Genomic DNA, 15410 nt, shown 5'->3' on the forward strand with positions numbered 1-15410 from the left:
TGCGCCAGTTCTTATTGAATTTTTATGCAATTTTGTGAGCGAGATCTCAAAAAAATAAGGGCTGCTAAATAAGCAACCCTTAAAAAGATTAAAATTGATTATTTTTTCTTCGCTTTTGCATTTGGAAGATCGGTAATTGAACCTTCAAATACTTCAGCCGCAAGACCAACAGATTCATGAAGTGTTGGGTGAGCATGGATAGTCAATGCAATATCTTCCGCATCACAACCCATTTCAATGGCCAGACCAATTTCACCTAATAATTCACCCCCGTTAGCCCCCACGATAGCCCCACCAAGTATACGGTGAGTATCTTTATCGAAGATCAATTTAGTCATACCTTCAGCACATTCTGAAGCAATCGCACGACCTGAAGCAGCCCATGGGAATTTAGCGACTTCGTAGTTTAAGCCTTCTTGTTTACATTCTTTCTCAGTTTTACCAACCCAAGCCACTTCTGGTTCAGTATAAGCAATAGAAGGAATGACTTTTGGATCGAAGTAATGTTTTTGTCCTGCAATCACTTCTGCCGCAACGTGACCTTCGTGAACACCTTTGTGAGCTAACATTGGTTGACCAACGATATCACCGATTGCGAAGATATGAGGCACATTAGTACGCATTTGTTTATCAACATGAATGAAACCACGCTCATCCACTTCAACACCTGCTTTACCAGCATCGATCAATTTACCATTTGGTGTACGACCGATTGCAACTAATACTGCATCATAACGTTTAGTATCGTTGCATGCCTTACCTTCCATTGAAACATAGATACCATCATCTTTTGCTTCAACTGCAGTCACTTTAGTTTCAAGCATTAACTTGAATTTTTTCTCAACTTGTTTGGTATAAATACCTACCACATCTTTATCTGCCGCAGGAATTACTTGGTCAAACATTTCAACCACTTCAACTTCAGAACCTAATGCATCATATACGGTACCCATCTCTAAACCGATGATACCACCGCCCATGATTAACAGTTTTTTCGGAACTTCTTTTAATTTAAGTGCATCCGTTGAATCCCACACGCGTGGATCTTCATGTGGAATAAATGGTAATTGAATTGGACGAGAACCTGCTGCAATAATTGCATTATCGAATTTAATTGTAGTTGGTTTACCATCACGATCACGAGCCACTAATGTATGTGGATCGGTAAACGCCGCTAAACCTTCAACAACGGTCACTTTACGTTGTTTAGCCATGCCTGCCAGACCACCGGTTAATTTTGCCACAACCGCTTCTTTACCGGCACGCACTTCATCTAAATCAATGCGAGGCTCTGCGAAATACACACCATTTTTGCTTGCGTGTTTTGCTTCTTCAATTACTTTAGCAACGTGAAGTAATGCTTTAGAAGGGATACAACCTACGTTTAAACATACCCCACCTAATGTTGAATAACGTTCAACAAGTACTGTTTCTAAACCTAAGTCCGCACAACGGAATGCCGCTGAATAACCTGCAGGACCAGCACCAAGTACCACAACTTGGGTTTTAATTTCTTTACTCATTTTTACCTCGTAAAAACGTTCAAATTTTTGAACCGCACTTTGCGATCCTTTCTGTAAGATGTGAGCCTAATCACTCACATCTTACCGCGTTAATTACATCACTAAGCGACGTAAGTCAGCTAATACGCCATTGATATAGCTTAAGAAACGAGCACCATCAGCACCATCGATCACACGGTGGTCGAAAGATAATGATAATGGAAGCATTAAGCGTGGCTCAAATTCTTTGCCATTCCAAACCGGTTGCATTTCTGATTTAGACACACCTAAAATTGCCACTTCAGGTGCATTTACGATTGGTGTAAAGTGAGTTGTACCAATACCCCCTAAGCTTGAAATAGTGAAACAACCACCTTGCATATCAGAACCTGAAAGTTTACCGTCACGTGCTTTTTTGGAGACTTCCATTAATTCACGAGAGAGTTCGATAATACCTTTTTTGTTCACGTTTTTAAATACAGGTACAACGAGACCGTTTGGTGTATCTACCGCTACGCCAATGTTGATGTATTTTTTAAGTGTTAATTTTTGTCCGTCTTCAGAGATAGAGCTGTTGAAACGTGGGAACGCTTCTAATGCTTTCGCTACCGCTTTCATAATGAACACAACCGGTGTAATTTTCACATCCAATTTTTGTTTTTCAACAATCTTGTTCTGTTCTTTACGGAATGCTTCTAAATCAGTGATATCTGTGCGATCGAAATGAGTAACATGTGGAATCATTACCCAGTTACGATGTAAGTTCGCACCAGAGATTTTGTTGATACGGCTTAATTCAACTTCTTCTACTTCACCAAATTTGCTGAAGTCAACTTTCGGCCATGGTAATAAACCTAAGCCTGCGCCGTTTGCCACACCATTACCCGCCGCTGCAGAAGATACAGTGCCAGTTTCAAACGCTTTAACAGCGGTTTTCACGTAAGCTTGGATATCTTCTTTCATAACACGACCTTTACGACCCGTACCTTTTACACGATCAAGGTTAATACCGTATTCACGCGCTAAACGACGAATCACCGGTGTTGCATGTGCATAGCCTGCGCTTGCTACAACTTGTTCTTGGCTTAAACCAGATACATTACCTGATTGTGCTGCTGGCGCTGCTGCAGGTGCCGCTTGAGGAGCAGGAGCTGCTGCCGCTGGAGCCGCTGCAGGAGCAGGTGCTGCACCCGCAACTTCAAATTTCATAATTAATGAACCAGTTGAAACTTTATCACCTGATTTCACTAAAATTTCTTTTACCACACCTGCAAATGGAGCTGGCACTTCCATTGAGGCTTTATCGCCTTCAACGGTGATTAAAGATTGCTCTTCAGAAACGCTGTCACCAACGGCAACCATGATTTCAGTTACGTTTACTTCATCACCACCAATATCTGGTACATTCACTTCTTTAATGGCTGAAGCTGTTGGTGCTGCTGCAGGTGCTGCAGCCTGTTGAACTGGCACTGCGGCTGGTGCTGCACCCGCCACTTCAAATTTCATGATCAATTTGCCAGTAACAACTTTATCGCCCACGTTGATTAAAATTTCTTTTACCACGCCAGCAACTGGAGCAGGTACTTCCATTGACGCTTTATCACCTTCAACATTGATGATTGATTGGTCAACTTCAACGGTATCACCTACTTTCACCATGATATCAGTCACGTTTACTTCGTCTGAACCGATATCGGGTACATTGACTTCAACGACACTTGCAGCTGCTGGTGCGGCTGCCGGCGCAGGTGCTGCTGGAGCAGGCGCTGCCGCATCTGCTGACTCTAAAACAAGCATTGGTGTGCCAGTTGTGACTTTATCACCCACCTTTACTAATACTTCTTTTACCACACCGGCTTCTGGTGCAGGGACTTCCATTGAAGCTTTATCACCTTCAACATTAATAATACTTTGATCAGCGGTAATGGTATCACCTGCTTTAACCATCACTTCTGTTACGGTAACTTCATCACTACCGATATCAGGAATTTGAATTTGTTTTGACATGTTATCTTACCTTTAAAAAACGCAGTTAAAATCAACCGCACTTTATTTGTAAATGATCCTGTGCGTTTTAGCGCACAGGATATTTTTTATTAAGCGTAAAGCGGATTTAAAATTTCAGTTTTTAAACCAAATTTCGCGATTGCATCAGCCACCACTTTCGCATCAAATTTGCCTTGTTTTGCAAGCTCATGTAATGCTGCAACCACAACATAACGCGCATCCACTTCAAAGTGTTCACGTAAGTTTTCACGGCTGTCTGAACGACCGAAACCATCAGTACCTAATACGTGATAGCTTTGTGCTGGAATGAATGCACGAACTTGTTCTGCGAACAATTTCATGTAGTCAGTAGCCGCAACAGCTGGCGCATCGTTCATCACTTGTGCAATGTAAGGTACGCGTGGTGTTTCAGTTGGGTGTAACATATTCCAACGTACTGCATCCGCACCTTCACGCGCTACTTCAGTGAATGAAGGCACGCTATATACATCTGAGCTTACACCATATTCATTTGCAAGGATTTGTGCCGCTTCACGAACGTGACGGAAGATCGCACCAGAACCTAATAATTGAACATGACCTTCGTTGCCTTTCGCTTCAACGGTTTCAAATTTATAAAGACCTTTACGAATACCTTCTTCTGCGCCTTTTGGCATTGCTGGTTGTTCGTAAGTTTCGTTTAATGTAGTGATGTAATAGAACACATCTTCTTGTTTTTCACCGTACATCCGGTTGATACCGTCTTGTAGGATAACTGCCACTTCATAAACATAAGCTGGGTCATAAGACACACAGTTAGGAATCACAAGAGATTGAATATGGCTGTGACCATCTTCGTGTTGTAAACCTTCACCATTTAATGTTGTACGACCAGAAGTACCGCCGATCATGAAACCACGTGCTAATTGGTCACCTGCTGCCCACATTAAGTCACCCACACGTTGGAAACCAAACATTGAGTAATAGATAAAGAATGGAATCATCGGAAGGTTATTTACAGAGTATGAGTTCGCTGCCGCTAACCAAGATGATGCCGCACCTAATTCATTGATACCTTCTTGTAATACTTGACCATCTTTCGCTTCACGGTAGTAAGCCACTAAATCACGGTCAGAAGGCACATAGTTTTGACCATGTGGGTTGTAGATACCGATTTGACGGAATAAACCTTCCATACCGAAAGTACGCGCTTCGTCAGCGATAATTGGCACAATTTGTTTACCAATATTCTTATCTTTCAATAAGGTATTTAAGAAACGCACGAATGCCATTGTGGTTGAAATTGGACGCGCTTGCTCTTCCAATAATGGGGCAAATTCTTCCAAAGCTGGCACTTTAAATTCAGTAGTGAATTTCGGTAAACGTTTTGGTAAATAACCGTTTAACGCTTTACGTTTGCCGTGAAGATAATTGTACTCTTCCGAACCTTCTGGGAAGGTGATGTACGGATAGTTAGGAATATCTTCATCTTTAATATCTAATTGGAAATGATCGCGGAAAGATTTTAAGCTTTCGAGTGACATTTTTTTAGATTGGTGCGCAGTGTTTTTACTTTCTGCTTCAGGAATTTTATAACCTTTAACCATGTGCGCTAAGATCACAACAGGTTTACCTGCAGTTTGCGCTTTGTGGAATGCCGCATAAAGTTTTTCTGAATCATGGCCACCGCGTCTTAACGCCCAGATTTCATCATCTGTCATATCCGCTACTAATGCTGCAGTCTCTGGATAACGACCAAAGAAGTGTTCACGAACATAAGCACCATCTTTAGATTTGAAGGTTAAATAGTCGCCATCAACTACTTCCATCATCAATTGAGTTAACTTACCTGAGGTATCTTTGGCAAATAATTTATCCCAGTTGGAACCCCACATGACTTTGATCACTTCCCAACCAGCACCAGCAAATAAACCTTCTAATTCTTGAACGATTTTACCGTTACCCGTTACAGGACCATCTAAACGTTGCAAGTTACAGCTTACAACGAAGATTAAGTTATCTAAGCCTTCACGTGCTGCGAAGGTTAAATCACCTTTCGCTTCGATTTCATCCATCTCACCATCACCAAGGAAAGCATACACTTTTTGATCTTTGGTGTCTTTTAAGCCACGGTTATCTAAGTATTTTAAGAAACGAGCAGTACGGATTGCATTTACAGGACCTAAACCCATCGATACTGTAGAGAATTGCCAGAATTCAGGCATTAATTTCGGGTGAGGATAAGAAGAAAGACCTTTACCTGGTTCACATTCCTGACGGAAGTTATTCATTTGTTCTTCAGTAATACGGCCTTCAACAAATGCACGCGCATACATACCTGGCGCGGCATGGCCTTGGAAGAAGACTAAGTCACCGCCGTTTTTATCTGTAGCAGCTTTGAAGAAGTGGTTAAAACAGACTTCATACATGCTTGCTGCAGATTGATAAGTTGAAATGTGACCTCCTAATTCAAGATCTTTTTTCTGACCACGTAATACCGCCATGATCGCATTCCAACGTACAGCACTACGAATACGACGCTCAATAGCTTTATCACCTGGGTATGCTGGCTGTTCAGAAACGGGGATGGTATTAACATAAGGGGTTGTTACGCCACCTTTTGCAATGTTCACACCACCATTACGTGCCTGATCGATCACCTGATTGATGATGTAATGCGCACGCTCTGCGCCTTCTGCACGAATTAATGAATCAACAGCTGACAACCAATCTTGTGTTTCAATTGGGTCAATATCGTTTACTAAGGTATTTGACATAGTCTTTCCTTATTTTACTGAGTGAAAATAAAGTTTGGTCATCACCAAACACGAAAATCTAGCTTGTTAATCAATGTTACAAACATTTAACAAATCTTGTAAATTTTAGAAGATTTTTTGTAAGAAAGATAGTAGATTTTGACCGTTCTCAAGGATTTCTTTGTGTTATTGCAATACTCTTCACCAAAAGTGCGGTCATTTTGAAAGGATTTTCTGGTTTAATTTAAAGCCTGTTTTATGTATTGCATACACTATCCGCTTTGATCTAAAGTGTTCGCATGCTTTTAAGCTTTTTAGAGGACAAAATATGAACACGACAACTCGCCCAATCTTTTCTCATAAACGAATAGCGCTCGTCGCACATGATAGTTGCAAACAAAACCTGCTCAATTGGGTAAAGAAACATAAAGAAGCTCTCGCTCCCCATCAACTTTATGCAACAGGTACAACCGGCCATCTATTGTCTAGAGAAACAGGACTTGAAATAGCCTCATTATTAAGTGGCCCGATGGGAGGAGATCAACAACTTGGCGGACTGATTGCCGAGAAAAAAATTGATATGATGATTTTCTTTTGGGATCCAATGAATGCCGCACCACATGATCCCGATGTGAAAGCCTTAATGCGTATTGCAACTGTTTGGAATATTCCCGTAGCAATTAATCAAAGCACTGCTGATTTTCTTTTAACATCAAACTTATTTGATCAGAAAATCGATATTGATATTCCCGATTATGAAGGATATTTAAAGGCTCGTTTAGATTAAATGATAATATTGCTAGTCAAACAATCCTAACCTGATAAAAAAGGAGATAAATGACTTTATCTCCTTTCTAATTGTTTGGTTGTTAATTACTGGCCTTGAGCCGCTGCTGCCATCATTAGCATAAACAACACACCTTGGACTTGCTCTTCTGGAATCACTTGATCATTCAGTTTGAGTTCTCCCTTTTCAAGCACTAAGGTAAGCGTTACATTTTTATCATTATTCACCACAATATTTTGTGCTGCCGCTTGTTTCGCCTGCTCTTCAATTTTCTCTTTAACCAAAGCTTTATCTTCTTCTGGGGCAAATTGTGTCATGATTTTTTCTGCAGTCGCTTTATCTACATGAATATTTACCGCAAAATCCGTAAATTGTTTATATAAACTACCCGCCATTAAATCAAATTTCGGATCTTTTGCTAACACCACATTTAAATCTAATGAGACCTTACCTTGATTATCTGAAATAGAAACCGGATTCAATTTAATTTGAGGTTGATTATTAAAAATAGCCATACCATGATTTTCAACCCATGAACTTAAAATTTCAGATACAACCTCCTCATTAACATTTTTATCATCACTTACTGACTTAAAGACAGTGAAAAGTGCTTCAATCAAAGCATTTGCTGCGTTCGCTTCAATATGGTTTAATTCACCATTGTAAGTTAATTTTCCCAAATCTTTTCCATCAATAATGACTGAGTCTAATGTATTTTCACTTTTAAAGTTCACAAAATCACCATTAAGTGAAATATCTGATGTTGCTTTTAAACCTTTTTCAATAATAGATGTTGTTTTTCCTGCATAATCAGTACTGGTCATTTCAAAACTTTCAGTTGAAGAAGAACCTTTACCGGTATAAATATAGGCCCATTTTGTTGGATTAAATGCCCCATCAAATTTCGAGCCCTTCATCTTCATTTTTACCGATTTAACAGCAGTGGCATCCTGGCTACCTTCCCCATCAACATGATTAGGTCCTAAATCAGCAGTCACTTCGTCTAAAGTCATTTCATATTTACCCGCAAGATCCTTATCTATATCAAAACCAACATTGATATTTGACCAAGCTACTTTATTTTGTGGTGAGTTAGGATCAGTCACTTCTCCTGCCGCTAGATCAACCTTACCTTTTGTTGATAAGCTATAGCTAGTAGAAGCTTGATATTGAACAGGCTTATCTGATTTAAGCAAATCAAATAAAGGTTGGGTTGTTTCATTTTTACCAATCACACCTTGTGCTGAAAACATTGTTGGTACAAAGTTGAATTTTTCTAGCTGATTAAGCGGAAATGGACCATGATAAAGCTTAGTTGAAAATGGAATAGTAAATACCTTCCCCTCTTTGGGTAAAGATATGACCACTTCATCTTCCACTTGAGAAGTAAAGAAACCGCGCTCAAACTGTTTATTTTGATAAACAACCTTAAATGAATCAGATAAGCCTAAAGCCTGAGCTTGTTTGTTTGCTAATTCAATTTGGCGTAAATATTCAGTTTGTGCTTTTTCCCCGGTAAACCAAGCTCCACCGACACCTACCGCACCGAGTGCCACAATTACGCCTAATGCTACGACTGATTTTTTCATTTTGATTCCTTTATTAAATTAATAGATGACTAAAATTGTCAGCAATTTATCATAAAATGAAATTTTTTTCTTATTTTTTCAAAAATATTTTATTTTTCCCCTTGAACTTTATTCCTGCGGACTTATTTTGTAAAACAAGAACGGAAATGACCGCACTTTAAAAGGAAGAAAAAATTTTAAATCTTACCTCTTGAAATGCGAAAAAGTATCCACATCTTATTCATCGTAATAACTTACAACGAATTTAAAATTTAATTAGGAGTAACAACATGGGAAAAATTATTGGTATTGACTTAGGTACAACAAACTCTTGTGTCGCTGTAATGGATGGTGATAAACCACGCGTAATTGAAAATGCAGAAGGCGATCGTACTACCCCGTCAATTATCGCTTATACAAATGATAACGAAATTTTAGTGGGTCAACCGGCAAAACGCCAAGCGGTGACCAACCCGAAAAATACATTGTTCGCGATTAAACGTTTAATCGGTCGTCGTTTTGAAGATGCTGAAGTAAAACGTGACATCGATATTATGCCATTTGAAATCACCAAAGCAGACAATGGTGATGCATGGGTAAATGTAAAAGGTGACAAACTTGCACCTCCACAAATTTCTGCAGAAGTATTGAAAAAAATGAAGAAAACTGCGGAAGATTTCTTAGGTGAGCCAGTGACTGAAGCGGTAATCACTGTTCCTGCATACTTTAACGATGCTCAACGTCAAGCAACAAAAGATGCGGGTCGTATCGCAGGCTTAGAAGTTAAACGTATTATCAACGAACCAACAGCAGCAGCATTAGCTTACGGTTTAGATAAAAGTCAAGGCAACAAAACTATCGCCGTATATGACTTAGGTGGTGGTACATTCGACTTATCTATCATCGAAATTGATGAAGTGGGTGGCGAAAAAACCTTTGAAGTATTAGCAACCAACGGTGATACTCACTTAGGTGGTGAAGACTTCGATAACCGTGTAATCAACTACTTAGTAGATGAGTTCAAAAAAGAACAAGGCGTTGATTTACGTAACGACCCACTTGCAATGCAACGTTTAAAAGAAGCTGGCGAAAAAGCGAAAATTGAACTTTCTTCTGCACAACAAACTGATGTTAACTTACCTTACATCACTGCAGATGCTACAGGTCCTAAACACTTAAACATTAAATTAACTCGTGCTAAATTAGAATCTTTAGTAGAAGATTTAGTGGCGAAATCACTTGAACCTGTAAAAGTTGCATTAAACGATGCTGGCTTAAGTGCATCACAAATTGATGATGTTATCCTAGTGGGCGGTCAAACCCGTATGCCATTAGTACAACAAAAAGTAGAAGAATTCTTCGGTAAAGCACCTCGTAAAGATGTGAACCCGGATGAAGCCGTTGCTATCGGTGCAGCAGTTCAAGGTGGTGTATTAGCGGGTGATGTAACTGATGTATTATTGTTAGACGTAACGCCGTTATCTTTAGGTATCGAAACCATGGGTGGTGTGATGACTACCTTAATTGAGAAAAACACGACGATTCCAACTAAAAAATCGCAAGTATTCTCAACAGCAGAAGATAACCAAAGTGCAGTAACCATTCACGTGTTACAAGGTGAACGTAAACAAGCATCAGCGAATAAGTCTTTAGGTCAATTCAACCTTGAAGGCATTAACCCAGCTCCTCGCGGTATGCCACAAATTGAAGTAACCTTCGACATCGACGCTGACGGTATCATCCACGTTTCTGCGAAAGACAAAGGTACTGGTAAAGAACAACAAATCACCATCAAAGCCTCTTCAGGTTTAAGTGATGAAGAAATTCAAAAAATGGTTCGAGATGCAGAAGCAAACGCTGAAGCAGACCGTAAATTTGAAGAATTAGTACAAGCTCGCAACCAAGCAGATCATCTTGTACACAGCACACGTAAACAATTAGAAGAAGCGGGTGATAAAGTTCCAGCTGAAGATCGTGCAGCAATCGAAAGCGCATTAAGCGATCTGGAAACAGCGGCGAAAGGTGAAGATAAAGCAGCTATCGAAGCTAAACTTCAAGCGCTTGCAGAAGTTGCTCAAAAACTTGTTCAAGCTGCTCAACCACAAGCTGATACACAACAAGCTCAAAGTAGCAACCAAAATGATGATGTGGTTGATGCTGAGTTTGAAGAAGTAAAAGATAATAAGTAGTTTCACTCTCACTAAAATAAAAGGGCGTAGCAATACGCCCTTTTGGTGTATCCATCAAGCACAATTTTTCCTGACTTTATGGTCAGGAAAAATAAACCAGGAGGATAAATGGCGTTAAAACTCTACCCAATCGTACAACAACGCTTAAATAACAACATAGCAGATGAGATAATTCCCCCCCTTTGGCAAAACAACCTCGATAAACTACCACAAGGTCACTATTGTTATGGCATTTATTTTAATTATGCTACGAATTACCAGGCAGACTATGATTTTGCGATTGCAAGTGAGGTTGTATTAGAAACCGATATCCCGGTGATTGAAATTGAAGATTTGAGTTTCTACGAAATTTTTCGTTGCAACGTAGATGAAATTTATCAAACATGGCAACTGATCTGGGAAAAAGAACAACAAGGTTTACTTAAGCGGGCTTATTCGGTGGATTTTGAAAAATACTACCCTGATGGTTTGGTAGAAATTTATATCGCTGTTGAACCACATTGCTAAGCTCAAAGTGCATAAAATTTTATCAAAAATGACCGCACTTTACTCCCCAAAAATCAATGCAACCCAAGGAAAACACAATGGAATTTGCAACAAAATGTCTCCATGCCGGTTATAGCCCTAAAAATGGAGAGCCGCGTGTTCAACCAATCGTACAAAGCACCACTTATACTTACGATTCAGCAGAAGAAATTGGCAAGTTATTTGATTTACAAGCGGCAGGTTATTTCTATACTCGCCTAGCAAACCCTACAACTAATGCTGCTGAAGAAAAAATTACAGCACTTGAAGGTGGCGTCGCAACAATGTGTACTGCCTCAGGCCAATCTGCTGTTTTCTACGCAATGCTGAATATTTTAGAAGCGGGCGATCACTTCATTTCCTCTTCTTATGTGTATGGCGGTTCCTACAATTTATTTGCCCATACCTTCAAAAAAATGGGTATCGAAGTGACTTTTGTCGATCAAGATTTACCACTTGAAGAGCTCAAAAAAGCGATTCGTCCAAATACAAAAGCTATTTTTGCCGAAACCATTGCTAACCCCGCTTTACGTGTGTTGGATATAGAAAAATTTGCCGCCTTAGCGAAAGCAGCAGAGGCACCATTATTAATTGATAACACCTTTGCAACGCCATATTTTTGCCGCCCAATCGAATTTGGCGCAAATGTGGTCATTCACAGTACATCTAAATATTTAGATGGTCATGCTATTGCCTTAGGTGGCTCCATTACTGATGGTGGTAACTTTAATTGGAATAACGGCAAATATCCGCAATTAAGCACGCCAGACCAAACTTATCACGGTTTGGTTTATACCGAATCCTTTGGCCCTGCTGCTTACATTGTCAAAGCGCGTGTGCAATTAATGCGTGATTTGGGCGCAACCCCAGCCCCACAAAATAGTTTCTTATTGAATGTGGGTATGGAAACCCTTGCGCTTCGTATGCAACGTCATTATGAAAATGCACAGGCCGTAGCCGAGTTTTTAGAAAAACATCTGCAAGTAGCTAAAGTGAATTATCCTGGCTTACCAAGCTCACCAGATTACGTGCTCAAACAAAAATACTTACCGAATGGTTTATGCGGTGTCATTTCCTTTGAGATTAAAGGTGACAAAGAAACAGCGGCAAAATGGTTAAATGCATTACAAATGACCTCTCGTGAAGTACATGTAGCGGATATTCGTACTTGTGCGTTACATCCTGCTACCTCAACGCACCGCCAATTAAGTGAGGCTGAATTAGAAAAAGCGGGGATTTCTGCTGGACTTATTCGCCTTTCTTGCGGTATTGAAAATATTCAAGATATTTTAGCTGACTTAGAGCAAGCATTTGCAGCAGCAAAATAAGTCATAAATTAACGAATTTACCCTTGATATTTCTGACTTCGACATTATTTTTATTCTTAGGTATGTTGTTAGCGCAATACCATACAATAACAAAATAAAATTTTTTAAATTTATATTTTTAAATGGAAAACGAAAACATTATGGCAAAGAAAGATTATTACGACGTTCTTGGTGTTGAACGTGGCGCAGATGAAAAAGCAATTAAACGTGCTTACAAAAAACTCGCCATGCAATATCACCCTGATAGAACCAAAGGTGATAAAGCCAAAGAAGAAAAATTTAAAGAAATCCAAGAAGCCTATGAAATTTTAGGTGATAAAGAAAAGCGTGCGGCTTACGATCAATACGGTCACGCAGCCTTTGAACAAGGTGGCATGGGTGGCGGCGGCTTCGGTGGTGGATTCAGCGGCGCTGATTTCGGTGATATTTTTGGTGATATGTTCGGCGATATCTTCGGCGGTGGCGGGCGTGGTCGTCAGCGTGTAGTACGCGGTGAAGATTTACGTTATGACATCCAAATTACGTTAGAAGAAGCCGTAAAAGGTACAACCAAAGACATCCAAATCAATACGCTTGCTCACTGTGATAGCTGTGATGGCTCTGGCGCAGAAAAAGGATCAAAAGTTGAGACATGCCCAAGCTGTCATGGTTCAGGTCGTATTCGTCGCCAACAAGGTTTCTTCGTAACTGAAGCCGTTTGTCCTACTTGTCATGGTTCTGGTAAGAAAATTGAAAAACCATGTAAAAGCTGCCATGGCGAAGGTCGTGTTCACAAGAAGAAAAATCTTTCCGTTAAAATCCCAGCAGGTGTGGATACCGGCAACCAATTACGTTTAAGTGGTGAAGGTGCAGCTGGCGAAAATGGTGCACCAGCAGGTGATTTATATGTGGTTATTCATGTTAAAGAACATCATATCTTTGAACGAGATGGCAATAACCTCTACTGTGAAGTGCCAATCAGTTTCTCAATGGCTGCGTTAGGTGGTGAAATTGAAGTTCCAACCTTAGACGGTAAAGTGAAACTCAAAATCCCTGCTGAAACCCAAACAGGCAAACTCTTCCGTATGCGTGGTAAAGGGGTGAGCTCTACACGTAGCGGCTACGCAGGGGATCTCATTTGTCGTGTGGTGATTGAAACACCGGTGAACTTAAATAAAGAACAAAAAGAATTATTAGAAAAACTGGAAGAAAGTTTGAAAGGACAAAAATCGCATAGTCCGAAATCTTCAAGCTTTTTAGACGGTGTTAAGAAATTCTTTGATAACTTAGGTAAGTAAGCCTAAATAGAAAGTGCGGTCAATTTTAAAACGGTTTTGAATTTGACCGCACTTTTTTATTGATAAAAAAGGACCTATCCACTAGGCCCTTTTTCTCTCTATTATTCTTTAAGCTTTAACCATTTGCTAGATAATGTTCCGGCCGTCATTGCACCATTCACATTCAGTGCAGTTCGTCCCATATCAATTAATGGCTCAATTGAAATCAATAAACCCACTAATTCTAACGGTAGATTTAAGGTTGATAACACCACAATCGCGGCAAAGGTTGCACCACCACCCACTCCGGCAATACCGAAAGAGGAGATCGCCACCACCAATACTAATGTTGCAATATAGCTCACCGTAAATGGATCAACGCCCACTGTTGGTGCCACCATTACCGCTAGCATCGCAGGATAAATCCCTGCACAACCATTCTGTCCGATTGTTGCTCCAAAGGTGGCAGAAAAGTTTGCTACAACAGGATTATTACCTAGTTTATCTGTTTGAGTTTCAATGTTTAACGGAATACTCGCCGCACTTGAACGAGAGGTAAAAGCAAAGCTCAATGTTGGCAATGCTTTTTTGAAGTAAGTGATTGGGTTAATACCAGATAAGCCAAGTAGTACGCCATGCACAATAAACATCAAGATAATCGCAATATAAGACGCAACAATAAAGCTACCTAAATTCAGAATATCTTCCCATTTTGATGTAGCCGCCATTTTAATCATTAACGCGAACACACCGTAAGGGGTTAAACGAATGACAAAGCGCACTAAACGCATGACTAATTTATTTAATGTATCAACCCCTTGTGCAATACGATCACCTAGTGATTGATCTTCTTTGCGTAAACTTAACGCTGCTACACCTAAAAATGCAGAGAAAATTACGGTACTAATAATCGAAGTTGGATTCGCTCCGGTTAATTCTGCAAATGGATTTTTAGGAATAAAAGAAATCAACATTGCTGGAATAGAAAGGTTGCTGACTTGATCTACACGACCTATGACTTTCGCCTGTGCGGCTAATTCACGCTCACCGGCTACTAAACCTTCCGCAGTTAAACCAAACACTTTCACCATAATGATACCGATTAATGCCGCAATAGCGGTGGTAACTAAAAGCACGGAAAGTACGCTAAAACTGATTTTGCCTAATGAGCTGGCTTGATTTAAACGCGTAATCGCAGAAAGGATCGATACGAACACCAACGGCATTACAATCATTTGGAGTAAGCGAACATAACCGCCGCCCACTAAATTGATCCAATCTAAGGCGGTTTTCACGGTTTCTTGCTCACCTAAGGATTGCAGTAATGCGCCGCCTACAAGCCCTAATAACAAACCAACAAATACCGTTTGACCTAATTTTTGCGTGCTACGATAGAGATAATTAAGCCCTAAAAGCACAGCAACAAAAAGCACTAAAGTAATAAATAACATTTTTGTTCCTTAAAAAGTTGATAAGTAAGTCTATTTAATGGTTTTTATTAACGGAAATAAAA

The 15410-nt window shown here is 39.9% G+C and carries 10 protein-coding genes; 5 read left to right on the plus strand and 5 right to left on the minus strand.

Translation table 11 applies throughout. The features are described from left to right. Positions 1 to 98 precede the first annotated feature (98 nt). The 3 genes from lpdA to aceE form a co-directional block, all read right to left on the minus strand. A complete protein-coding gene (gene lpdA, locus HMPREF3263_RS05930) occupies positions 99 to 1523 on the minus strand; it encodes a dihydrolipoyl dehydrogenase (protein ID WP_005698251.1) in 1425 nt (474 codons plus the stop codon). A 93-nt stretch (positions 1524 to 1616) separates the two neighbouring features. Beyond that, positions 1617 to 3509 carry a pyruvate dehydrogenase complex dihydrolipoyllysine-residue acetyltransferase gene (aceF, locus tag HMPREF3263_RS05935; protein ID WP_005698246.1) on the minus strand — a complete coding sequence of 631 codons (1893 nt, stop codon included), beginning with the start codon at positions 3507 to 3509 and terminating at the stop codon, positions 1617 to 1619. An 89-nt stretch (positions 3510 to 3598) separates the two neighbouring features. Next, entirely contained in the window at positions 3599 to 6265 is a 2667-nt protein-coding gene (aceE, locus tag HMPREF3263_RS05940) for a pyruvate dehydrogenase (acetyl-transferring), homodimeric type (protein WP_070853091.1), read from the minus strand. A gap of 307 nt (positions 6266 to 6572) precedes the next feature. On the opposite strand from aceE, the gene mgsA reads away from it, so the two are divergent. Further along, a complete protein-coding gene (mgsA, locus tag HMPREF3263_RS05945) occupies positions 6573 to 7031 on the plus strand; it encodes a methylglyoxal synthase (RefSeq protein WP_005698227.1) in 459 nt (152 codons plus the stop codon). An 86-nt stretch (positions 7032 to 7117) separates the two neighbouring features. On the opposite strand, the gene HMPREF3263_RS05950 is transcribed toward mgsA, so the two are convergent. Further along, complete coding sequence (locus HMPREF3263_RS05950; RefSeq protein ID WP_005698247.1) at positions 7118 to 8620, minus strand: YdgA family protein; 1503 nt, start codon at positions 8618 to 8620, stop codon at positions 7118 to 7120. A gap of 269 nt (positions 8621 to 8889) precedes the next feature. On the opposite strand from HMPREF3263_RS05950, the gene dnaK reads away from it, so the two are divergent. From dnaK to dnaJ, 4 genes are all read left to right on the plus strand, one after another. Beyond that, entirely contained in the window at positions 8890 to 10788 is a 1899-nt protein-coding gene (dnaK, locus tag HMPREF3263_RS05955; protein WP_070853092.1) for a molecular chaperone DnaK, read from the plus strand. Between the two features lie 108 nt (positions 10789 to 10896). Continuing rightward, entirely contained in the window at positions 10897 to 11295 is a 399-nt protein-coding gene (locus tag HMPREF3263_RS05960; RefSeq protein ID WP_005698212.1) for a GyrI-like domain-containing protein, read from the plus strand. Positions 11296 to 11372: 77 nt separating this feature from the next. After that, the gene (locus HMPREF3263_RS05965) at positions 11373 to 12641 is read left to right on the plus strand and encodes an O-acetylhomoserine aminocarboxypropyltransferase/cysteine synthase family protein (protein ID WP_005698244.1); all 1269 of its coding nucleotides are present in this window, start codon (positions 11373 to 11375) and stop codon (positions 12639 to 12641) included. 140 nt (positions 12642 to 12781) lie between these two features. Next, complete coding sequence (dnaJ, locus tag HMPREF3263_RS05970) at positions 12782 to 13918, plus strand: molecular chaperone DnaJ (protein WP_005698223.1); 1137 nt, start codon at positions 12782 to 12784, stop codon at positions 13916 to 13918. Positions 13919 to 14019: 101 nt separating this feature from the next. Here the strand turns inward: dnaJ and HMPREF3263_RS05975 are convergent, their stop codons facing one another. Then, positions 14020 to 15348 (minus strand): L-cystine transporter, encoded by a 1329-nt coding sequence (locus HMPREF3263_RS05975; protein ID WP_005698210.1) that lies wholly within the window; start codon positions 15346 to 15348, stop codon positions 14020 to 14022. Positions 15349 to 15410 lie beyond the last annotated feature (62 nt).

It is taken from the genome of Haemophilus sp. HMSC61B11 (assembly GCF_001838615.1).
Classification (GTDB): Bacteria; Pseudomonadota; Gammaproteobacteria; order Enterobacterales; family Pasteurellaceae; genus Haemophilus_D; species Haemophilus_D parainfluenzae_AD.